Annotated in this window: 22 protein-coding genes and 1 pseudogene; 6 read left to right on the top strand and 17 right to left on the bottom strand. The window is 67.6% G+C overall.

What is annotated here, in order from left to right:
• Positions 1-3: 3 nt before the first annotated feature.
• From POF53_RS19690 to POF53_RS19670, 5 genes are read right to left on the bottom strand one after another with little or no spacing between them, the layout of a single operon-like run.
• Positions 4-768, bottom strand: coding sequence for an ABC transporter ATP-binding protein (locus POF53_RS19690; protein WP_232855360.1), 765 nt, complete (start codon positions 766-768; stop codon positions 4-6).
• A gap of 19 nt (positions 769-787) precedes the next feature.
• Entirely contained in the window at positions 788-1,900 is a 1,113-nt protein-coding gene (locus POF53_RS19685; protein ID WP_232855359.1) for a succinylglutamate desuccinylase/aspartoacylase family protein, read from the bottom strand.
• 9 nt (positions 1,901-1,909) lie between these two features.
• Positions 1,910-2,608, bottom strand: coding sequence for an ABC transporter permease (locus tag POF53_RS19680; RefSeq protein ID WP_186714582.1), 699 nt, complete (start codon positions 2,606-2,608; stop codon positions 1,910-1,912).
• Between the two features lie 12 nt (positions 2,609-2,620).
• On the bottom strand, positions 2,621-3,313 hold the full coding sequence (locus tag POF53_RS19675) for an ABC transporter permease (RefSeq protein ID WP_498969084.1): 693 nt from the start codon (positions 3,311-3,313) through the stop codon (positions 2,621-2,623).
• A gap of 21 nt (positions 3,314-3,334) precedes the next feature.
• Positions 3,335-4,111, bottom strand: coding sequence for an ABC transporter substrate-binding protein (locus tag POF53_RS19670; RefSeq protein WP_234562294.1), 777 nt, complete (start codon positions 4,109-4,111; stop codon positions 3,335-3,337).
• Between the two features lie 77 nt (positions 4,112-4,188).
• Between POF53_RS19670 and POF53_RS19665 the strand changes: the two genes are divergently transcribed.
• Positions 4,189-4,464, top strand: a complete 276-nt coding sequence (locus POF53_RS19665; RefSeq protein ID WP_232855357.1) for a hypothetical protein — start codon at positions 4,189-4,191, stop codon at positions 4,462-4,464.
• Between the two features lie 232 nt (positions 4,465-4,696).
• A pseudogene (locus POF53_RS19660) lies at positions 4,697-5,014 on the top strand (LysR substrate-binding domain-containing protein); the annotation flags it as partial.
• 4 nt (positions 5,015-5,018) lie between these two features.
• Here POF53_RS19660 and POF53_RS19655 read toward each other — a convergent pair.
• The gene (locus POF53_RS19655; RefSeq protein ID WP_050706207.1) at positions 5,019-5,456 is read right to left on the bottom strand and encodes a carboxymuconolactone decarboxylase family protein; all 438 of its coding nucleotides are present in this window, start codon (positions 5,454-5,456) and stop codon (positions 5,019-5,021) included.
• A gap of 196 nt (positions 5,457-5,652) precedes the next feature.
• Between POF53_RS19655 and POF53_RS19650 the strand changes: the two genes are divergently transcribed.
• Complete coding sequence (locus POF53_RS19650; RefSeq protein WP_198743857.1) at positions 5,653-6,111, top strand: nucleoside deaminase; 459 nt, start codon at positions 5,653-5,655, stop codon at positions 6,109-6,111.
• Positions 6,108-7,301: a cyanate transporter gene (locus POF53_RS19645; RefSeq protein ID WP_232855356.1), complete on the top strand. Its 1,194-nt coding sequence runs from the start codon at positions 6,108-6,110 to the stop codon at positions 7,299-7,301. The genes POF53_RS19650 and POF53_RS19645 overlap by 4 nt, the downstream gene beginning before the upstream one ends.
• Here the strand turns inward: POF53_RS19645 and pdxR are convergent.
• The 9 genes from pdxR to POF53_RS19600 all read right to left on the bottom strand — a co-directional run bounded on the left by pdxR (position 7,294) and on the right by POF53_RS19600 (position 16,636).
• Positions 7,294-8,727, bottom strand: a complete 1,434-nt coding sequence (gene pdxR / locus POF53_RS19640; protein WP_498969070.1) for a MocR-like pyridoxine biosynthesis transcription factor PdxR — start codon at positions 8,725-8,727, stop codon at positions 7,294-7,296. The two genes, POF53_RS19645 and pdxR, sit on opposite strands and share 8 nt — an antisense overlap.
• 256 nt (positions 8,728-8,983) lie before the next feature.
• The gene (locus POF53_RS19635; RefSeq protein WP_110738654.1) at positions 8,984-9,325 is read right to left on the bottom strand and encodes a hypothetical protein; all 342 of its coding nucleotides are present in this window, start codon (positions 9,323-9,325) and stop codon (positions 8,984-8,986) included.
• Positions 9,326-9,490: 165 nt separating this feature from the next.
• On the bottom strand, positions 9,491-10,747 hold the full coding sequence (gene glcF / locus POF53_RS19630) for a glycolate oxidase subunit GlcF (protein ID WP_498969068.1): 1,257 nt from the start codon (positions 10,745-10,747) through the stop codon (positions 9,491-9,493).
• A gap of 9 nt (positions 10,748-10,756) precedes the next feature.
• Positions 10,757-11,803 carry a glycolate oxidase subunit GlcE gene (glcE, locus tag POF53_RS19625; RefSeq protein ID WP_475858342.1) on the bottom strand — a complete coding sequence of 349 codons (1,047 nt, stop codon included), beginning with the start codon at positions 11,801-11,803 and terminating at the stop codon, positions 10,757-10,759.
• A complete protein-coding gene (glcD, locus tag POF53_RS19620) occupies positions 11,803-13,302 on the bottom strand; it encodes a glycolate oxidase subunit GlcD (RefSeq protein WP_232855351.1) in 1,500 nt (499 codons plus the stop codon). The genes glcE and glcD overlap by 1 nt, the downstream gene beginning before the upstream one ends.
• Before the next feature lie 6 nt (positions 13,303-13,308).
• Positions 13,309-14,529 carry a M20/M25/M40 family metallo-hydrolase gene (locus POF53_RS19615; RefSeq protein ID WP_232855350.1) on the bottom strand — a complete coding sequence of 407 codons (1,221 nt, stop codon included), beginning with the start codon at positions 14,527-14,529 and terminating at the stop codon, positions 13,309-13,311.
• A gap of 173 nt (positions 14,530-14,702) precedes the next feature.
• Complete coding sequence (locus POF53_RS19610) at positions 14,703-15,032, bottom strand: hypothetical protein (protein ID WP_232855349.1); 330 nt, start codon at positions 15,030-15,032, stop codon at positions 14,703-14,705.
• A gap of 74 nt (positions 15,033-15,106) precedes the next feature.
• The gene (locus POF53_RS19605) at positions 15,107-15,757 is read right to left on the bottom strand and encodes a DUF998 domain-containing protein (protein ID WP_203646957.1); all 651 of its coding nucleotides are present in this window, start codon (positions 15,755-15,757) and stop codon (positions 15,107-15,109) included.
• A 63-nt stretch (positions 15,758-15,820) separates the two neighbouring features.
• Positions 15,821-16,636, bottom strand: a complete 816-nt coding sequence (locus POF53_RS19600) for a sulfite exporter TauE/SafE family protein (protein WP_232855347.1) — start codon at positions 16,634-16,636, stop codon at positions 15,821-15,823.
• Between the two features lie 108 nt (positions 16,637-16,744).
• Between POF53_RS19600 and POF53_RS19595 the strand changes: the two genes are divergently transcribed.
• Positions 16,745-17,512, top strand: a complete 768-nt coding sequence (locus tag POF53_RS19595) for an AraC family transcriptional regulator (protein ID WP_232855346.1) — start codon at positions 16,745-16,747, stop codon at positions 17,510-17,512.
• A gap of 79 nt (positions 17,513-17,591) precedes the next feature.
• Positions 17,592-18,341 carry a FadR/GntR family transcriptional regulator gene (locus POF53_RS19590; protein ID WP_186734669.1) on the top strand — a complete coding sequence of 250 codons (750 nt, stop codon included), beginning with the start codon at positions 17,592-17,594 and terminating at the stop codon, positions 18,339-18,341.
• Between the two features lie 133 nt (positions 18,342-18,474).
• On the opposite strand, the gene POF53_RS19585 is transcribed toward POF53_RS19590, so the two are convergent.
• Positions 18,475-20,055 (bottom strand): aldehyde dehydrogenase (NADP(+)), encoded by a 1,581-nt coding sequence (locus POF53_RS19585; protein ID WP_203646949.1) that lies wholly within the window; start codon positions 20,053-20,055, stop codon positions 18,475-18,477.
• A 138-nt stretch (positions 20,056-20,193) separates the two neighbouring features.
• On the bottom strand, positions 20,194-21,747 hold the full coding sequence (gene garD, locus POF53_RS19580) for a galactarate dehydratase (protein WP_498969063.1): 1,554 nt from the start codon (positions 21,745-21,747) through the stop codon (positions 20,194-20,196).
• Positions 21,748-21,776 lie beyond the last annotated feature (29 nt).

Here is a 21,776-nt window from a genome sequence, read left to right as displayed (position 1 = left end):
CGCTTACTTCAGGCTGCCGGCGAGGAACTGGCGCAGGCGTTCGGACTGCGGCCGGGCCAGCACTTCGCGTGGGTCGCCGCGCTCCTCGGCCTGGCCCTGGTGGAGGAACAGCAGCTGGTTGGACACCTCGCGGGCGAAGCCCATCTCGTGGGTGACCACGACCATGGTGCGGCCTTCCTGGGCCAGGTCCTGCATGACCTTGAGCACCTCGCCGACCAGCTCCGGGTCGAGCGCCGAGGTCGGCTCGTCGAACAGCATCACCTCGGGCTCCATGGCCAGGGCCCGGGCAATCGCCACCCGTTGCTGCTCGCCACCGGACATGTGCGCCGGGTAGGCGTCGCGGCGATGGCCGACACCGACCTTGGCCAGGTAGTGCTCGGCCTTGTCCCGGGCCTCCTTGCGGTTGATGCCGAGCACGTGCACCGGGGCTTCCATGACGTTGTCCAGGGCGCTCATGTGCGACCACAGGTTGAAGTGCTGGAAGACCATGCTCAACCGAGAGCGCAGGCGCTGCAGTTGGTGCGGGTCTGCCGCGCGCAGCCCGCCGCGGGCGCACTCGCGCAGCTTGAGCTGTTCACCGTTGACCAGGATCTGCCCGGCATTGGGTTGCTCGAGCAGGTTGATGCAGCGCAGGAAAGTGCTCTTGCCCGAGCCGCTGGAGCCGATGATGCTGATCACATCACCGGCGTCGGCCTGCAGTGAAACACCCTTGAGCACCTGGTGGTTGCCGTAGCTTTTGTGCAGGTCGTGGATTTGCAGTTTGTTCATCAGTCGGTACTCGCAGGGGTCAGTCGCTGAGCAAGCGACCTTGGCGGATGGAGGTGCTGCCGGCGACCTTGGCCAGCCACAGGCCGGGCTGGGCGAAGCGCAGGCGTTCGCGGGCATAGAGGATGCCGTCGGTGGTGGCCCTGACCACGCTGTGGCGGTCGCTGAGCGGATCGAGCACTTCGAACAGCGGATCGCCGACCCGCACCTGCGCGCCCAGCGGCTGCAGGTAGCTGACCACCCCCGGGTGCTCGGCGTAGGCATACTGCGCACCGGCGAAGGGCGTGGGTTGGCAGCAATGCTCCGGCGCGGCCGGCCACGGCCCGCTGATCAGGCCCTGGTCGGCGAGGTAGCCGAGGATCTGCTCGGCGCTGGCCTGGCACTGCTCGCGTTCGGTGTCGGCCATGCCGCGCAACTCGATGGTGGTCGCCACGCAGGCCAGGGGAATCTCGGCCTCGGGGAAGTATTCGCGCAGGTGCAGCCACGGCGCCGCGCAGGCTTCATCGAAGGCATCTCCACCGGCGCCTTCGGCCAGCAGCGCCACTTGCGCGCCGAGGCGGGCGGCGAGCGGGCGCAGCTGGCTCCAGTGCTGCGGCATGGCGTACAGCAGCATCACCGATTCGAAATCGCAGTGCAGGTCCAGCACCAGGTCGGCGTCGCAGGCGTGGCGCAGCAGCAGGCGGCGCAGGCCGTCGAGCTCCGAGTCGGGCGCGGGCAGTTCGTCAAGAAGCTCGAGCATGGCCCGGCGGATGGTTGCCACGTTGGCCTGGCCATCGCTGCCCAGGTGGCCTTCCAGGTGGGCGGCCAGCGCTTCGGTCAGCGCTGGGAAATCGCGATTGAAATTCTTGCCGCTGTTGAACTCGAAACGGCCCTGGTGGGTGGCCTGGAACATCTGGCCGATGCCGATCGGGTTGGCCAGTGGCACCAGTTCGATCACCGCAGTCAGCCGGCCTTGCGCCTCGAGTTCGAGCAGGCGGCGCTTGAGCTCGATGGCCACGCGCATCCCCGGCAGCTCGTCGGCGTGCAACGAGGCCTGGATATAGGCCTTGCGCGGGCCGCTGCCAAAGCGCAGCACGCGCAGCGAGCGTTGGGTGCCGCAGGCGCTCCAGGGCAGGATATGGTCGATGTGCTGCATGGAAGCTCCTTAGTGCTTGCGGGGGGCGAGGTAGGCCAGCCAGTGGCGCTCGGCCAGCTTGAACAGGCGCACCAGCAGGAAGGTCAGGACCAGGTAGATCAGCCCGGCGGTGATGAAGGCCTCGAACGGCAGGTAGTAGCGCGCATTGAAGGTCTTTGCCGCGCCGGTGATGTCGACCAGGGTGACGATCGAGGCCAGGCTGGTGGTCTGCAGCATCATCAGCACCTCGTTGCCGTACTGCGGCAAGGTGCGGCGCAAGGCCGAGGGCAGCAGGATGCGCCTGTACAGCGTCAGCCTCGACATGCCCATGGCGCGGGCCGCCTCCACCTCGCCACGCGGCGTGGCGCGCAGGCTCCCGGCCAGCAACTCGGCGCTGTAGGCGCTGGTGTTGATGGCGAACGCCAGGCAGGTGCAGAACGTGGCGCTGGACAGGTAGGGCCACAACGGGCTCTGGCGCACCGCCTCGAACTGGGCCAGCCCGTAGTAGATCAGGAACAGCTGCACCAGCATCGGCGTGCCGCGGATCACATAGGTGTAGAGCCAGGCGGGGTAGCGCAGCAGGCACGCGCGCGAGACCCGCATCAACCCCAGCGGGATCGCCAGGGCCAGGCCGCAAGCCAGCGAGATCAACAGCACCTTGAGGGTCAGGGCGATGCCGTTCAGGTACAACGGCAGGTTCTGCCAGATCAGCGGATAGTCGAGTGTCATCGGGCAGATCCCCTAGAGCTCGGCGGCTTTGAAGCCGACCGAGTAACGTTTCTCCACGCCGCGCAACAGCAGCAGCGAGGCACTGGTCAGCAGCAGGTACAGCGCCGCCACGGCGAGGAAGAAGGTGAACGGCTGGTGGGTGGCGTCGGCGGCGTTCTTGGCCTTGAACATCATGTCCTGCAGGCCTATCACCGAGATCAGCGCGGTGGACTTGGTCAGCACCAGCCAGTTGTTGGTGAAGCCCGGCAGCGCCAGGCGCACCATCTGTGGCAGGCTGATCCGCACAAACACCTGCAGGGCGCTCATTCCGTAGGCCATACCGGCCTCGGCCTGGCCTTTGGGGATGGCCAGGAAGGCGCCGCGAAAGGTCTCCGAGAGGTAGGCACCGAAGATGAAGCCCAAGGTGCAGACCCCGGCGACGAAGGGATTGATGTCGATGTACTGCTCGTAACCCAGTGCCAGCGCCAGGCGGTTGACCAGGTCCTGGCCGCCATAGAACACCAGCAGGATCAGGACCAGGTCGGGAATGCCGCGCACCACCGTGGTGTAGACCTCGCCCGGTACCGCCAGCCATTTCAGGGGGGACAGGCGACAGGCCGCACCGAACAGGCCCAGGCCGATGGCCAGTGCCATCGCCAGCAGGGCCAGGTGGATGCTCAGCCAGGCGCCATCGAGAATGCTCGATCCGTAGCCGTGAAGCATGATGAAAACCCTCGTCAGCCTGCGCTATTGGCCGTAGATGTCGAACGGGAAGTACTTGCGCTGCACCTGCTGGTAGGTGCCATTGGCGCGGATCGCGGCGATGGCGGCGTTGAGCCGCGCCAGGTTGGCGCTGTCGCCCTTGCGCACGGCGATGCCGGCGCCGCGGCCGAAGTAGTGCGGGTCGGCGATGTCCGGGCCGACCAGGGCGAAGCCCTGGCCGGCCGGGGTCTTGATGAAGCTCTCCTCGGTGTTGACGATATCGGCGAGGGTGGCATCCAGGCGCCCGGACACCAGGTCGAGGAAGGCTTCGTTCTGCGAGGCGTAGCGCACGATCTCGACCCCCGCCGGCTCCAGTTGCTCGGTGGCGAAGCGGTCATAGGTGGACGACCTTTGAACCCCGACCTTGCGGCCCTTGAGGTCCACCGCCGGGGTGTCGAGCCGGCTGCCGGCCTTCATCGCGAACTTGCCGGGGGTCTGGTAGTACTTGTCGGTGAAGTCGACCGACTTCAAGCGATCCTCGGTGATCGACATCGACGACAGCACCGCGTCGATCTTGCGCACCTTCAGCGACGGGATCATGCCGTCGAACTCCTGAATCACCCACTGGCACCTGACCTGCATCTGCGCGCACAGGGCATTGCCGATGTCGTAGTCGAAGCCGGCGAGCTCGCCTTCAGGGGTGCGGTAGGAGAAGGGCGGGTAGGCGGCCTCGATGCCGATGCGCAGGCTGGCGTCGTCGGCCTGGGCGAAGGCGCTGCAGGCACAGAGTGCCAGCGCGCCGAGAAGTCCTGTCTTGTTCATGTTCTTGACTCCGGTGGGTGGGGCGTACCGTCCAGGGCCTTGCTTGGGAGGGGCCTGGGTACGGAGAAGAACATGACATGAAATATTTCATTTATCAATACGGTGAAAATAATTGTGTCAGTGCAGTGGTCGATGGTGTTCGCCGACAGGGTTGTGGCGCCTATGAGATCGAGCGCCGCCCGCGCGGCGCATCGCGGCACAAGGCCGCTCCTACATTTGTTGCAACGTGCCGAACCTGTCAGGCCATGGTTGCCCGCCTTGGCGCATGTCTTGAGACAGGTGAGGCGACAGTAATGCCCACGCTGAAATTGCGTCGGACCAACAAGGCGGACCAGGTAAGAGCACAGGATTGACTGGCCCGAAACAGATGTGGGAGCGGCCTTGTGCCGCGATGCGCCGCGCGGGCGGCGCTCGATCTGACAGGCGCTGCAAGGGTTGTGACGGACACCTGGTATCCGCCTAGTCGGCAACATGCACGCCCAATCCATCCCGGCCAGGCGCAAGCTCTGGCCGCAGGGGCAACGCCGGAATCACATAATCCCCACCGTTCTGCCGCCGGAACGGGATGGGCGCATCACGCCACAAATCATCGTCTCGCCCGACGGCGGAGGTTTCACGGGGCCCACCGACGACGCCCTGGCCGAGCAGGGCCTGGCACGCAATGTGGTGCTGTCGGTACCGCGCTTCTCGGGGCTTGCGGCGATGCTGGTCGACAGCGACCTGGTGGCCATGCTGCCGCCGCGCCTGGTGGCCGGGAACCCGGCCCTCAGGGTGGTGGAGGCGCCCTTGGTGGTGCCGGGCTTCGAGATGCTGATGCTGTGGCCGGAGCGGGTGCACCGCGATCCTGCGCATCAGTGGTTGCGTGAACAGTTGGCCCGGGCGGTACCGTTGCAGGCGCCTTGAGCTGTTATGCCGGCACCATGGCAAAGCCCACGCCGAAGCGGTTCCAGGCATTGATGGTGGCGATGGCCAGGGTCAGGTTGGCAATCTCCTTGGCGCTGAAGTGCTCCAGCAGCGCCTGGTACTCGTCCTGCGGCGCGCCGCGCTCGGCCAGGCGGGTCAGGCTTTCGACCCAGGCCAGGGCCGCCCGCTCGCGCTCGCTGAAGTAGCGGGTCTCGCGCCAGACGCTCAGGGTCTGCAGGCGTGCTTCGGTTTCACCAGCCTTGCGCGCATCGTTGGCGTGCATGTTGACGCAGTAGGCGCAGCCATTGATCTGCGAGGCGCGCAGGCGGATCAGCTCGAGCAGTGAATGCTCAAGGCCCGAGGCGACCAGCGCCTGCTCGAGGCCGATCATGGCCTTGTAGGCTTCCGGCGAGTGTTTGGCCCATTCGATACGGTCATGCATGGTGAGGCTCCAGTTCGACAAGAGGAAAGTGGCACTACCTTAGGGCCAGTTCGCGCCGCGCCGAATAGCCAATCCCGCGCTTTGCCAGGAGGCCAATCCGTCATTCGGATGGGCACTGACAGGCATCCAATCTCTTCATTTCTGCCAGGGCGGCCGAGGCGGGATAATGGGCAGGTCTTCACCTGAGAACCGTTTCATGTCCGCAGATCGATTCATGCGCGAGGCCCTTGAGCTTGCCCGCGCCAATATCCAGGCCGGTGGCCGCCCCTTCGGCGCCGTGCTGGTCCACCAGGGGCAGGTGATCGCCCGTGCCGTCAACCAGATCCACAGCACCCAGGACCCCACCAGCCACGCTGAGATGCAGGCCATCCGCCAGGCCGCCCAGGTGCTTGGCCGGGCGCGCCTGGACGGTGCCGAGATCTACGCCAGCGGCCATCCGTGCCCGATGTGCCTGGCCGCCATGCACCTGTGCGGCATCGAGCGCGCCTGGTTCGCCTACGACAACGACGAGGGCGAGCCCTATGGGTTGTCCACCGCCGCAGTGTATGCGCAGATGGCCCGCCCGCCACAGCAGCAGAGCCTGCCCCTGCGCCCGCTGAAACCGGCGGGTGAAAGCGGCCTGTACCGTGAATGGCAGCAGGCCGGCGAAGCATGAGGGGCGCGTTGAACCTGTTGCTGGTGGTGCTGCTGGCGTTGAACCTGCGGCCGATTCTTACCAGCATTGGCCCACTGCTCGAACCGATGCGCCAGAGCACCGGCCTGGGCTACCAGCAGGCGGCGCTGCTGACCGCGTTGCCGGTGCTGTGCATGGGCCTGGTACCGCTTCTGCAACCCTGGCTGCGGCGCTGGCTGAGCGAGCATGGCGGCATGCTGGCGGGACTGGCGGCCATCGCCCTGGCGTGTCTGTGGCGCCTGCAACTGGACAGCGCCTGGGCGCTGATCGTAAGTGCGGTGGTCGCAGGCCTGGGTGTCGCCGTGGTGCAGGGCATGATGCCGGGGCTGGTCAACCGCTGGTTCCCCGGCCGCCTGGCGGCGACCATGGGGCTGTATTCGGCGGCGTTGATGAGCGGCGGTGGCCTGGCGGCGGTGCTTGGCCCATCGATCACCGCGCACTTCGGCCATTGGCAGTTCGGCCTTGGCCTGTGGGCGTTGCCGGCGCTGCTGGCGATCGTGGCGTGGACCGTCCTGCGCCCGCGCCAGGATGCACCCAGCCTGGCCGGTGGCGGGGGCGGCCATTGGTTCGGCAACCGCCGGGCCTGGCTGCTTGCGCTCTATTTCGGGCTGATCAACGGTGGCTATACGAGCATGGTGGCCTGGTTGCCGGCCTATCACCTCGAGCACGGCGGCACGGCCCAGGGCGGCGGCGAGCTGGTTGGCCTGATGACCATCTTCCAGGTCTGCGGTGCCCTGGGCCTGCCGTTGCTGCTGCGGCGTCTGGTTGATCGGCGGCCGGGCCTGTGGCTGGCCTTGCTGATCCAATTGGCGGGCTTCCTTGGCCTGCTGCTGGCGCCAGCCAGCGCCATGGGCCTGTGGGTGGCGCTGATCGGCCTGGGCCTGGGCGCGTGCTTCAGCCTCAGCCTGACGCTGACCCTGGAGCACCTGCGCACGCCCGGCGAAGCCGGCAGCCTGGCGGCTTTCGTCCAGGGCGTAGGTTTCATCGTCACCGGTATCGTGCCGTACGTCACCGGCTGGTTGCGTGATGTCAGCGGCGACTTCCAGGCCTCCTGGACCCTGCTGGCCTGCACCGTGCTGGCGATGCTGCTGGTGACCGTGCGTTTCGCTCCGAAAGGCTATGCCCGGGCCATCGCCCGTGAGGGACGAGTCGCTGAGGCAGCGCTCAACTGAGGCGCTGTAGGGTGTCACCGACCCGGTCCAGCGCCGGGTCGATGTCCAGCAGTTCGATGGCACCGAAACCGAACAGCAGTCCCGGCCTGACCGGCGCTTCGCTGAAGAACGGGGCCAGCGAGTAGAGGCCGACTTCCACCTTGCGCGCCAGGTTGATCAACAGCTCGATATCCACCCCGGGCTTGGCCAGCGCGCTCAGGTGAAAGCCGGCGCTGGCCGGCACCGTGTCGAACCAGGGCGCCAGGTCGCCGCCCAGGCGTGCCAGGATCCGCTCGCGGCGGGCGCTGTACACCTCATGGCAACGACGGATGTGCTTGTTCAGGTGACCTTCGCTGATGAAGCGGGCCAGGGCCCATTGCTGCAAGGTCGGGCTGTGCCAGTCGCTCAGGTGCTTGGCCACGCAGGCGGCCTGCAGCACGGCCGGTGGCAGCACCGCGTAGCCCAGGCGCAACTCCGGCAGCAGGGTCTTGGAGAAGGTTCCGACATAGGCCACCAGGCCATGTCGATCTAGGCGCTGCAAGGCTTCGGCGGCTGGCCCCTGGTAGCGGAACTCGCAGTCGTAGTCGTCCTCGATGATCAGCGCGCCGAGCTCGACAGCCCGCGCCAGCAGCGCCTGGCGCCGCGGCTCGGCCATGGGCATGCCAAGCGGAAACTGGTGCGAGGGTGTCACGTAGATCAGCCGGGTGCCGTCCTCGATCTGCTCGACGCACAGCCCCTGGTCGTCCACCGCCACCGACTGCAGGCGCGCGCCTAGGGCCAGGAACAGTTGGCGCGCCGGTGGGTAGCCCGGGTCCTCCATGGCCACCTTGCAGCCGGGTTCGACCAGTACCCGGGCGATCAGGTCCAGGGCCTGCTGGGCGCCGTTGCATACCAGCACGTCACTTGCGGTGCACTGGATGCCGCGGGTGAAGGCAATCTGGTGGGCGATGGCCTCGCGCAGCTCGGGCAGGCCCTGGGCGGAAAACTGTCGGTCGGGGTGGCGCTGGCTGCGGCGCAGGGCGTAGTTCATGCAACTGCGCCAGTGCTCGTAGGGGAACTGCGCCTTGCTCGAGGCGCCGCCGATGAAGTCGTAGCGCGACGGCGCGTCCAGCGCCCGTTGGCCCAATACCGTGGCGCGCTGGCGCCAGCGTTCGAGGGTTTCGGCGGCGGCCAGGGGGATGTTGTCGCTGTCGCTCTGGCGCGGCGTGTGGCGCGGGGTGATGAAGGTGCCGCGACCGACCACGCCACTGAGCAGGTTGTCGTAGGTCAGGCGCGAGTAGGCTTCGGCCACGGTCTTGCGCGAAACCCCCAGCTGCTCGGCCAAAAGGCGCGTGGGTGGCAGTTGGGTGCCGGCCGCCAGGTGGCCGCTGTCGATGCCGGCGCGCAGTTGCTGGTAGAGCTGGTCGGCCAGGCCTTTGCGGCCTTCGAGGCGGATGTGCAGTTCCATCGGGGCAGGGGGTCCGAAGCGCAGGGGGTGTAAAAGCTTCGGGTTTTATCGACAAAGCTGCAAGGGGCCCTACTGACGATCGCGCAGGGAATAATACCCGAGAGCGAGTGGCATACCCTGTGGGAGCGGGTTTACCCGCGAAGCAAGCAACGCGGTGGATGGCACCGGCTTTGCCGGTGTTCGCGGCTAAAGCCGCTCCCACAGGTTCCTGCTAAATCAACAAGTCATGTGCAGTTCCATGAGAGGGACGGCGTGTTCACAGGCGAGCGGTACTGATGGTGATGTAGCCTTTTTCCGGCAATGCGATGCGGATCACCGTCTCGTCCTCGCAGGCCTTGCGTTTCTGTTGGATGCACACGCCATCCACCGCTGCTTCGCGCATGCGCGCGGGGATGGCGCGGCCCTTGGCATCGAAGAAGGCTTCGCTGGCGAGCAGCTCGACACGCTCGATCAGCTGGCGGGTGTGTTCATCGGTGGCGCAGAAGAACCGCACCCCGGACAGGTGCGGGTTGTCGTCGGGGTTGCTGACCTCGTGGGCCAACAGTTGACGCAGGGTGTGGCGCAGTTCGCGGGTAGGGCGATGAGCATTTGTGGGCATGGCATGGCCTCGTCTGGATGGGGTTGGCCGCGCCGGGGCGGCGGTCACGTCTCCAGTCCTGATGATGTTTTGCCGAGGGTGGGGCAACAATCTAGAAGCTTCCGTACTTTCGGTAGGAGGGTTCCGAAATTACAGGCACCAGGTTGAACATCGCCTTGATCCGCGTCAGGTGCGGGGCACAATTTCCGCGGCCTCGACAGCGCCGGGCTCAAGTGCCGCCTCGACGATTTCGATCCAGTGCCGCACCGGCGTGCGACCGGCGCCGCCGAGGTGCAGCTGGCAGCCGATGTTGGCAGTGGCGATGACCAGTGGGTTGTCGCTTTCCAGGGCATTGAGGCGGTTGTCGCGCAGCTGGCGCGCCAGCTGCGGCTGGGTCAGTGAATAGGTGCCGGCCGAGCCGCAGCACAAGTGGCTATCCGGCACCTGGGTGAGATGAAAGCCCAGCCGGGCCAGCAGACCTTCCACCGCGCCGCCAAGCTTGAGGGCGTGCTGCAGGGTGCAGGGGCAGTGGAATGCCAGGCGCTGCTCGGCGCATAGACCCAGATGCTCCAGTGGCTCGGCCTGCAGCACCTGTACCAGGTCACGAGACAGGGCGCTGACCCGAGCGGCCTTGGCGGCGTAGCGTGGGTCTTGTTGAAGCAGGTGGCCATAGTCGCGGACAAAGGCGCCGCAGCCGCTGGCGGTTTGCACGATGGCCTCGGCGCCGGCCTCGATGGCCGGCCACCAGGCGTCGATGTTGCGTCGGGCGCGGTCGAGGCCTCGTGCCTGGGCATCCAGGTGATAGTCCACGGCGCCGCAGCAACCGGCCTGGTGGATCGGCTCGACGCTGATGCCTAGCCGGTCGAGCAGGCGAGTGGCGGCGGCATTGGTGTTGGGTGAAAGGGCCTGCTGCACGCAGCCTTCGAGCAGCAGCACGCGACGGGTGTGGCGCGGCATCGGACGTTGGCCCGGGGTGACGACCTGCGCCGGCAGCTTGTCCTTGAGGCTGGCCGGGAGCAGGGGATACAGGGCCTGCCCGGCGCGCACAAGCGCCTTGAATGCGCCCGGCCTCGGCACCACGGCGCGAAGGCCCGCGCGCAGCAGGCGTTGCCCCAGCGGCCGGGGGACCTGCCGATCGACCACGGCGCGGCCGATGTCGAGCAGGTTGTGGTATTCCACCCCCGACGGGCAGGTGGTCTCACAGTTGCGGCAGCTCAGGCAGCGGTCCAGGTGCGCCTGGGTGCTGGTGCCCGCCGGTTCGCCTTCGAGCACCTGCTTGATCAGGTAGATGCGCCCGCGAGGCCCGTCCAGCTCATCGCCGAGCAACTGGTAGGTGGGGCAGGTGGCAGTGCAGAACCCGCAGTGCACGCAGGAACGCAGGATACGTTCGGCCTCGTCGGCGCGGGGCAGCTGGCGGGTGGACTCACTCAGGTGGGTTTGCATGCCATGGCCTCACAAGTGCGCGTATAGGCGGCCAGGGTTGAACACACCCTGGGGATCGAGTTGGCGTTTCAGCGCCTGGTGATAGCGCAGCGTCAGCGGATCGAGTGGGGCACTGCTGTCGTCGCCGGGCGCGTAGGCGGTGGCATGACCGCCGGCCTCGGCCGCCAATGCCCGGATGACGGACGTCGGGGCGTCGGACTTGAGCCAGCGCTGGGCGCCACCCCAGTCGATCAACTGCTGTCCCGGCAGTTCGAGTGCACCGCAGGCAATGGGCAGGGACAGCCGCCACAGCGTTGCGGGTGCGGTGAAGAACGCCAGGCGCTGCTCGCGCAGGTCTTGCCAGAAGCCTGTGTCGAACGCTTCACCACCCAGGCGCTCACGGGCCGAGCGCACCGAACCTTCGCCGCCCTCCAGGCGCAGATGCAGCGCCTCGCCGTCATGGCAGGCGGCGCTGACTGGCAGCGCTTGTCGGCCCCATTCGGCGAGTGCGGCGAGTGCCTGCTGCGTGCTCATCTCCAGGCGCAGGCCCAGGCATTGGCGCGGTTGCGGCAGCACCTTGAGTGACACTTCGGTGAGCAGCCCCAGGCAGCCGAAGCTGCCCGCCATCAGCCGCGACACGTCGTAGCCGGCGACATTCTTCATCACCTCACCACCAAAGCGCAGGAGCTTGCCGTGGCCGGTGATCAGCCGGGTGCCGAGGACATAGTCACGCACCGACCCGGCCCAGGGCCGGCGTGGCCCCGACAGCCCGGCCGCGACCATGCCGCCCAGCGTCGCCTCGGGGCCCAGGTGCGGTGGCTCGCAGGCCAGCATCTGCCCGGCCTCGTGCAGCGTCGCCTCGACCTCCCGCAGGGGCGTGCCGGCGCGGGCGGTGAGCACCAGCTCGGTGGGGTCGTAGCCGACGATGCCGCGGTGGCCACGGGTGTCGATGACCTGCCCGGTCACCGGGCGACCGAGCATGGCCTTGCTGTTGCCGCCCTGGATGCGCAGCGGGGTGCGCCGGTTCAGCGCCTGGTTGACCTGCTCCAGCAGGTCCTGGCCGAGGTCCCTGTCCATCAGAAACGCTCCAGGTCGGGGAAGGGCAGTTGCCCGTGGTGTACATGCAGCGCGCCGAACTCGGCGCAGCGCTGCAGGGTGGGGATGTTCTTGCCCGGGTTGAGCAGGCCCCGTGGGTCGAAGGCGGCCTTGACCGCGTGGAACAGGGTGATCTCGTCGCTGTTGAACTGCGCGCACATCTGGTTGATCTTCTCCCGTCCTACGCCGTGTTCGCCAGTGATGCTGCCGCCGACGGCCACGCACAGTTCGAGGATCTGGCCGCCGATGGCCTCGGCACGTTCCAGTTCGCCGGGCAGGTTGGCATCGAACAGGATCAGCGGGTGCAGGTTGCCGTCGCCGGCATGGAACACATTGGCCACCCGCAGGCCGTACTGCCGGGAAAGCGCGCTGATGCCCTTGAGCACCCGCGGCAGCTCGCGGCGCGGGATGGTGCCATCCATGCAGTAGTAGTCCGGGGAAATGCGCCCCACCGCCGGGAAGGCATTCTTGCGCCCGGCCCAGAAGCGCACGCGCTCGGCTTCGTCGCAGGCCAGGCGCACCTCGCGGGCGCCGGCCTTGCGCAGCACGGCATCGACCCGGGCGCAGTCGTCCTGCACGTCGGCCTCGACGCCGTCGAGCTCGCACAGCAGGATCGCCGCCGCGTCCAGCGGGTAGCCGGCATGGATGAAGTCCTCGGCGGCGCGAATCGCCAGGTTGTCCATCATCTCGAGCCCAGCCGGGATGATCCCGGCGCCGATGATCTCGGCCACCGCGCCCCCGGCGCCCTCGACGCTGTCGAAACTGGCCAGCAGCACTCGCGCCACCTGCGGCCTGGGCAGCAGCTTGACGGTGACCTCGGTGACGATGCCGAGCATGCCCTCGGAGCCGGTAAACAACGCCAGCAGGTCGAAACCGGGGCTGTCCAGGGCGTCGCTGCCCAGTACCAGGCGTTCGCCTTCGACGGTGAGGATCTCCACCTTGAGCAGGTTGTGCACGGTCAGGCCGTATTTCAGGCAATGCACGCCACCGGCATTTTCGGCGACATTGCCGCCGATCGAGCAGGCGATCTGCGAGGAAGGATCGGGCGCGTAGTACAGCCCATGGGGCGCCGCCGCCTGGGAGATCGCCAGGTTGCGCACGCCAGGCTGGACCCGGGCGAAGCGGCCCTGCGGGTTGACTTCGAGGATGCGGTTGAAGCGCGCCATCACCAGCAGGATGCCCTGGCTCAACGGCAGGGCGCCGCCGGACAGGCCGGTGCCGGCGCCGCGCGCCACCACCGGCACGCCGCGCTGGTGGCAGAGCCGCATTAACGCCTGCACCTGCTCCAGGCGCTCGGGCAGCGCCACCAGCAGCGGCAACGAACGGTAGGCCGAGAGGCCGTCGCACTCGTAGGGCTTGAGGTCTTCGCTGCGGTGCAGGATCTGCAGATCGGGGAGGGCCTCGCGCAGGGCGGCCAGCAGTGCCGGCTTGTCCACGGCCGGTAACGGTCCATCGACACGTTCGTCGTAAAGGATGCTCATGCAGGCTTACTGCGCCAGGTGCCGGATCATCGCCACCGTCAGGTACAAGCGTGGCGCCACGCTGGCGATCTCCATGTACTCGTCGTCGCCATGCAGGCCGGCGCCGACCACACCCAGCGTTTCCAGCACCGCCGGCTTGTCGCTGTCGGGCACGTAGGCGTAGCCGGCGTCGGTGCCGAAGCGCATGGCGATCGGCTGCAACTGCCGGTCGATCTTGCTGTAGAGCTGCCGCGCCGTTTGCGCAAGCTCCGTGGAGGCGTCGTTCCTGGCCAGCGGCGGGCGGCCTTTTTCCACGACCAGCTCGGCCTGGGTATCGGCTACAAGCTGTTTCTTGATGATCCGCAGGGCGTCTTCCTGCACCCGCTCGGTCTCGCTCAGGTCGGAGTAGCGCATGTCGGCCTCGGCGCTGGCCTGGGCGGGAATGATATTGGCCTTTTCCCCGGCCTTGGCCAGGGTCCAGTTGACGGTGGTGCCCTTGCCCTTGTCGCCGAGGTCGTTCAACTGCAGCAACTGGTGCGCCAGCTCCACCAGCGCGTTGCGCCCGGCTTCCGGGGCGGAGCCGGCGTGGGAGGCGCGGCCCTTGACCTCGAGCTTGAGGCGGTTGATGCCGTTGGTGGCGACGGTGACCGCGTCCTTGTCCGGCGGCTCGTAGGAGAAGACGAAATCGTGCTTGCGTGCCAGCTCGGCGATCAGTTGCCGCGAGCCGGCCGAGCCCATCTCCTCGTCCGGGTTGAACAGCACGGTGAGGGTGCGGTAGCCCTTGTACTGCTGGTCCTGTAGCAGTTTCAGCGCATGCAGGATCATCGCCACGCCGCCCTTGGCGTCGGCCACGCCGGGGCCGTAGGCGCGTTCCCCATCGATCCGGAACGGGCGCTTGGCCACGGTGCCGGGGCCGAACACCGTGTCGTAGTGGACCATCAGCAGGAAGTCCTTGTCGCCGCTGCCCTTGAGGGTGCCGACGATATTGTCGCCCACCGAGGGCGTGGCCGGCTGGGTGCTGACCTTGGCACCGAGGGCCTCGAGGCGTTTCACCAGTTCGCTGCCGACCTGTTTCAGACCGGGTTCGGTGCCGGTGCCGGTGTCCACTGCCACCAGGGTCTTGAGGGTCTCCAGGTAATGAGGCTGTTCGGCCTGGGCCTGGCTGAACAGTTCCTGGGGCGTCGGGTCGGCGGCCTGGGCGGTGGCACAGGCCAGGGCAAGGGCCAATGAGCAGAATCGCAAGGGCATGGGCAGGGATCTCGTTGTCGTGAACCCTTCAGCGTAGACCCTGCCATCCGATTACCGAGTCATTTGCCCCCGGCGACAAAGCTGCCGTGCAGCCTGAGAGGGGTGAAAATCATGACAACTCATAGTGATGCATGACATTACATATAGTTAATAAGATATTGAATATAAAGAATTTATCTTTTCGCTATCGCGTGTTGTACGCACTGCTCGTAATACGTCTGCTTGATCGCCGCCGGCTTCAGCCGAGACCGGCTGTTGTAGGTCTGCTCGGTGATGCCGAAGGCCGTCATGCGCATCCACGGCTTGGCGAACTTGCGCGCCTGGAGCTTCTTGCGCGTGGCGTACAGGGTGACGCCGGAAAGCTTGGCCTGCTGCGCCTCGGCGGCGATCTGCGCGCCCCAGCCGCACACCTGGCGATCGTTCTGGCTCAGTGCCCGGGCCTGGGCGCCGAAGGCGGCGGTGGCCAGCAGGCAGCCGGCCACGGTTGCTAGAATCACTCGCATGTTGCTGTCCTAAGCATCTGAAGGAAAACAAAGTTTGCCTTTGCTTCCGACGCCTGGGGGCCAGCAGTTTGCCGTCAGGCGATGGCCATTTGCAGGCCACCGTGCTGGCGCCTGCGCAGCGACTGCAGGGCCAGGGCCGCGATCCACAGCACGCCGACGCCGTAGTTCAGGCGCTGGTAGAGACCGAACAGTTCACCGCTGTGCACGGCCTGGGTCATCAACACTACGGTAACCACCGCCAGTACAGCGCTCAGCAGCGACCCCCAGGCCAGCCCCGGGGATCGGGCAAGGCGCATGCCCAGGCCGATCCACAACACGCTGGCGAGCGTCAGCGAAAGGAACATCAGCAGGCCGCCGAGGTTGTGCATCTGTTGCGAGAACGATGGCTCCAGCGGCGCGCAGCCCTGGTCACAGGCAAACCCGCCGGTCACCAGGCTGCCCAGGCCATGCAACAGCACCAGCAGGGCGCTCAGCCGTGCCAGCTTCGAGCGCCGCCAGCGCCGCGCCAGGCCCCAGGCGAACAGTGCGAACAACAGGGCCAGCGGGAAATTGTTGGCCCAGGGCGACAGCCCGTGGGTGGGGGCGCCGACCGCGCCGAGCTGGCTCATGGCTTGTTGCAGGTGGTCGTAGCCGGGGTAGGCCAGCGCCGTCAGGGTGACGCCCAGCAGCAGCCAGAGGGGGATGAGCAGGCCGCTGGCGAGCAGCAGGCGATCGAACGTCTTCATGCAGTGCCTTCCTTGGTGAGTGCAGGACGCAGCCTACCGCGTCGCCGTGGCCATTCGCCAGCCTTAGCGGCCGTTGACCAGCATCACCAGCAGCACGCAGGCCAGCAGCGCCAGGTAGGCCCGGGCATGCACGCTGTCGGGGATGCGCCCGAGCAGTGGCGCGGCCAGGTGCATGCCGAGCCAGGCGCCGACGGTCATCACCAGGGCCGCGCGCAGGTCGATGAAGCCCAGCAGGCCCGGGCCAAGGTCGAGCTGGCCAGCCGGCAGCAGCGCATAGACCAGCGTGGCCGCCAGGGCCATGGGCAGCGACAGCGGGTTGGCCATGGCCGTGGCGGTGCGCATGCTGGCGCCGCGGCGGCGCATCAGTGGCACGGTCATCACGCTGCCGCCCACCCCGAGCAACGCTGCCAGGGCGCCGATGGGCACGCCGACCAGGCTGGCGCCGGTACTGCCCAGGGGCGCCAGGCGATGTTCGCCAGCGCGGACGAAGCCCGGGCGCAGCCAGGCGTCCATCAGGCTCAGCGCCAGGTAGGCGATGAACAGCCAGCGCAGCCAGGCGCTGGCCAGGTACAGCGCCGCCCAGGCCCCGAGCAGCGCGCCGAGGGCGATGGCCGGCGCCAGTGGTCGCACCAGGTCCCAGCGCAGGCTGCCCGCGCGGTGATGGCGCCAGGTGGCCAGCGCGCTGCTGAAGATCATCACCGTGGCCGAGGTGGCCACGGCGATCTGCATGGCGTGCTGGGCCATGGCGGTCCCCGCGCCATGGCTGGCCAGCAGCAGGGCATAGAACAGCGGCACGGCGAAGAACCCGCCGCCGAAGCCAAACAGCAAGGTGGTGACGCCGGCGCACAGGCCGAACAGGCCAAGCAGGGGATAGAGCATGGTGTGGGCCTCGGGCCAGGGTTGAGGCGGTCAGGGTAGGGGTATGCCTCTTGGCTGGCTTGCGCAACCTGGCCAATAATCGTCGTGTTTCGGCCAGAGCCTCCTTTCATGCGCAATGTTCCCCTGTCCGAGGTCGATGCCACCCCCCGTGCGGTGCTGGCCATCGCCACCGACTATTCGCCCGATACCTTGCTGCCCAGGCATGTCCATCGCCGGGCGCAGTTCCTGTATGGCATGAGCGGGCTGATGGAGGTGCTGACCGACGACGGCGCCTGGGTCATCCCGCCCGGCAGCGGAGTATGGATTCCGCCCGGCAAGCCGCACCAGGTGCGCATGCGTGGCGTGAGTACCCGCAGCCTGTACATCGAACCGACCGCGCTGCCCAGGCCGGGTGGCGTGTGCGAGGCACTACGGGTCGGGCCGCTGCTGCACCAGCTGTTGCTGGCCAGCGCCGAGGTGCCGGCCCTGCATGACGAGGCGGGGCGCGATGGCCTGCTGCTGCGGCTCGTGCTGCATGAGCTGGGCCAGGCCGAGCGTCTGCCGCTGTTCGCGCCGCTGCCGGCCGAGCCGCGTCTGGCGGCCCTGTGCCAGGCGTTCCTGGCGCAGCCGTCGGTCCACACCCGTGGCGACACCTGGGCAGGGCAGCTCAACTGGAGCCCGCGTACCTTCAGCCGGCGCTTTCGCGAGCAGACCGGGCTGTCGTTCGGCCAGTGGCGCCAGCAGGCATGCCTGATGGCCGCGGTGACACGGCTGGCGACCGGCGAGGCGGTGACCACCATCGCCCTGGACCTGGGCTATGAAAGCCCCAGCGCGTTTTCCAGCCTGTACCGGCGAGTCATGGGCCAGCCGCCGTCGGCGGCACGCCAGGGCAGATGAAAACCCCGCTGGACGTATGTGATCGTACAACTGCTTGCGCTATCATCACGCCTGTCTTTCACAACCAGACATACAGGGCATGACAGAGCAGCAGGTACAGGCACGGACCCGGCGCAAGCCGCGCAGTCTGGCCCAGGAACTGGTCACGGTGCTGACCGAACGCATCCGCAGCGGCCAGCTCAAGCGCGGCGACAAGCTGCCCACCGAGTCGCAGATCATGGTCGAGGAGGGGGTCAGCCGCACCGTGGTGCGCGAGGCCATCTCGCGGCTGCAGGCCGCCGGCCAGGTCGAGACCCGCCACGGCATCGGCACTTTCGTGCTGGACGCGCCGAGCACTGGTGGCTTTCGGATCGACCCGGCGACCATCGTCACCTTGCGCGAAGTGCTGGCGGTGCTGGAGTTGCGCATCGCCCTGGAGATCGAAGCCGCGGGCCTTGCCGCCCAGCGTCGCGGCGATGAGGAACTGGCCGGCATGCGCGCGGCGCTGGACGAGCTCAACGAGGGCGCGGCCCACGCCTCGGATGCGGTGTCGGCGGATTTCCAGTTCCACCTGCGCATTGCCCAGGCCAGCGGCAATCACTATTTCGCCGACATCATCAACCACCTGGGTACCAGCATCATCCCGCGCACCCGGCTCAATTCGGCGCGCCTGGCCCATGACGACCAGGCGCACTACATGAGCCGGCTGATGCATGAGCACGAGGCGATCTACGAGGCCATCGCCCGACGCGACAGCGAAGGCGCGAAGATGGCCATGCGCATGCACCTGAGCAACAGCCGCGAGCGCCTGCGCCAGGCCCATGAAGAGGCCGAGGCGCAAGGCATTTGATCTGTACTGGTCCCTTCGCGGGTAAACCCGCTCCCACAGGTTCTTCACAGCGCGCTGGCAAACGCTGATCCCTGTGGGAGCGGGTTTACCCGCGAAGAGGCCGACGCAGGCACCCTAAAAGAGCCCAGGGCTCTCAGACCGCCCCGTCACTCCACTGCCCATTCACCAATCGCCGCAGCCCCAGCGGGTTACCATCGCGCAATGCCTCCGGCAGCAGCGCCTGCGGGTAGTTCTGGTAGCACACCGGGCGCAGGAACCGATCGATGGCCAGGGTGCCGACCGAAGTGCCGCGGGCATCCGAGGTCGCCGGGTAAGGTCCGCCATGGACCATGGCGTCGCACACCTCGACCCCGGTCGGGTAGCCATTGACCAGGATCCGCCCGACCTTCTCCTCCAGCAGCGGCACCAGCCAGGCAAACGCCTCGAAGTCTTCCGGCTCGCCGATCAGCGTGGCGGTCAGCTGGCCGCGCAGACCGAGCAGGGCGGCGCGCAGTTGCTCGCGGTCGCTGACTTCGACGGCCACCGTGGCCGGGCCGAACACTTCTTCCTGCAGCAGCGGGTCGGACTCCAGCAGCAGACGGGCGTCGGCCTTGAACAGCTGGGCACGGGCCTGGTCGCCCTGTTGCGCCTGACCGGCCAGGTGCTGGATGCCGGCATGGGCGTGCAAGTGTTCCAGGCCGGCGACATAGCTGCGCAGGCCGCCGGCGTTGAGCAGGGTCTGGCCAGCCTGTTGCTCCAGATGCCGGCCCAGGTCATTCAGCAACTGGCTGAAGCCAGGCGACTGCAGGCCGATCAGCATCCCCGGGTTGGTGCAGAACTGCCCGGCGCCCAGGCACACGGAGCCGGCCAGCTCACGGGCGATGGCTTCGCCGCGCTTGGCCAGCGCGCCCGGCAGGATGATCACCGGGTTGATGCTGGACATCTCGGCGAACACCGGGATCGGTTGCGCCCGCTCGGCAGCCATGCGGCACAAAGCGTCGCCGCCCTTGAGCGAGCCGGTGAAGCCGACCGCCTGGATGGCCGGGTGCTTGACCAGCCACTCACCGACACCGCCACCGAACACCATGTTGAACACGCCCTTGGGCATGCCGGTGCGTTCGGCGGCGCGCAGGATGGCGCAGGCCACCAGGTCGGCGGTGGCCATGTGGCCACTGTGGGCCTTGAACACCACCGGGCAACCGGCGGCCAGGGCTGCGGCGGTGTCGCCGCCGGCGGTGGAGAAGGCCAGCGGGAAATTGCTGGCGCCAAATACCGCTACCGGGCCGACGCCGATACGCATCTGGCGGATGTCCACCCGTGGCAGCGGCTGGCGCTCGGGCAGCGCCAGGTCGATGCGCGCACCGAGGAAGTCGCCACGGCGCAGTACCTGGGCGAACAGGCGCATCTGCCCGCTGGTGCGGCCGCGTTCGCCCTGGATACGCGCGGCGGGCAGGGCGGTTTCGCGGCAGACGATGGCGACGAAGCTGTCATCGAGTTCGTCAAGTTCGGCGGCGATGGCGTCGAGGAATTCGGCGCGGCGTGCCGGGGGGAGCTGGCGGAATTCGCCGAAGGCGACGGCGGCGGCTTGGGCGGCGCGGTCGACTTCGCCCTCGGTGGCCTGGGCAAAGCTGTAGGGCAGTGCCTCGCCGGTGGTGGCGTCCAGGCTTTGCAGGCGTTGCGGGCCGACGGCACTGCGTTGGCCGGCGATGAAGTTGTGGCCGAGGATATTGGGCATGGGGTGCTCCTGTCGAGGGACGTTGGGGGGCGCTTTGCGCCCCTTTCGCGGCACAAGGCCGCTCCTACAAGGGGGATGCGATCTACTGTAGGAACGGCCTTGTGCCGCGAAAGGGCTGCGCATCAGCCCCAATATTCATCAGGTAATAGGTGCCGGATTGAACAGGGTGATGTCGTTGTGCAAACCATGCTGCTCGGCCCAGGTGCGCTTGCGACCGCTGGCCACGTCGAGGTAGTAGTGGAACAGCTCCCAACCAAGCTCCTCGATGCTCGCCCGGCCACTGGCGATGCGCCCGGCGTCGATGTCGATCAGGTCCGGCCAGCGCTGGGCCAGTTCGCTGCGGGTGCATACCTTGACCACCGGTGCCATGGCCAGGCCGTAAGGCGTGCCGCGACCGGTGGTGAACACATGCAGGTTCATCCCGGCGGCCAGCTGCAGGGTGCCGCAGACGAAGTCGCTGGCCGGGGTGGCGCAGAAGATAAGGCCCTTGTGCGTGACCCGTTCGCCCGGGCCGAGCACGCCCTGGATGGCGCCGCTGCCGGACTTGACGATCGAGCCCAGGGATTTCTCGACGATGTTGGACAAGCCACCTTTCTTGTTGCCTGGCGTGGTGTTGGCGCTGCGATCCGCCGCGCCCTGTTGCAGGTAGCGGTCGTACCAGTCCATCTCGCGCACCAGCGCCTCGGCGACTTCCGGCGTTTCGGCGCGGGAGGTGAGCATGTAGATGGCGTCGCGCACCTCGGTGACTTCCGAGAACAGCACGGTGGCTCCGGCGCGCACCAGCAGGTCGGCGGCATGGCCCAGGGCGGGGTTGGCGGTGATGCCGGAAAAGGCGTCGCTGCCGCCGCATTGCATGCCCAGGATCAGCTCGCTGGCCGGCACGGTTTCGCGGCGGCGCTGGTCAAGCTTGCGCAGGCGGGTTTCGGCCAGGGCCATGATCTGCTCGATCATCTCGACGAAGCCCAGCGAGGCGTCCTGCAGGCGGTATAGCCAGGGCTCGCTGAGATCCACGGAAGGGTCGTCCTCGTGCATCACCTGGCCGGCCTGGAGTTTTTCGCAGCCCAGGCTGATGACCAGCGCCTCGCCGCCCAGGTTGGGGTTGCGCGCCAGGTTGCGCACGGTGCGAATCGGGATGTAGGCATCGCGGGCGTTGATCGCCACGCCGCAGCCGTAGCTGTGGGTGAGGGCGACCACATCATCCACGTTGGGGTATTTTGGCAGCAGTTCGCTGCGGATGCGCTTGACCGCGTGGTCGAGCACGCCGGTCACGCACTGCACGGTGGTGGTGATGCCGAGGATGTTGCGGGTGCCGACGGTGCCGTCGGCATTGCGATAGCCTTCGAAGGTGAAGCCTTCGAGGAGCGCCTGGGCGGCGGGCACGGCGTCGCAGCGCGGCAGGCTGTCGAGCTCGGGGGCGGCCGGCATCGCCAGTTGATCTTCCTTGACCCAACTGCCCTGGCGCAGGTCTTCCAGGGCGTGGCCGATGACCTGGCCGTAGCGGCGCACCGCCTCGCCCCGGCGGATATCCACGGTGGCGACCTTGTGGCTCTGCGGCACGCCCTCGACCAGGGTCAGGCCGTCGGCGAAGCGCGCGCCTTCGCCCAGGCCGCCGTCGTTGACCACCACCACGACATTGTCGTCGGGGTGCAGGCGCACGTAGCGGGGCGACTCGGAATGTTCGATCAACTGCATGGTCAGGCCCTTCTTGTCGTTTCTTTCAG

It is taken from the genome of Mitsuaria sp. RG (assembly GCF_028369275.1).
Lineage (GTDB): Bacteria > Pseudomonadota > Gammaproteobacteria > Pseudomonadales > Pseudomonadaceae > Aquipseudomonas > Aquipseudomonas peradeniyensis.
Note: the sequence above shows the minus strand (reverse complement) of the source record. Positions and strands in the feature narration are given on the sequence as shown.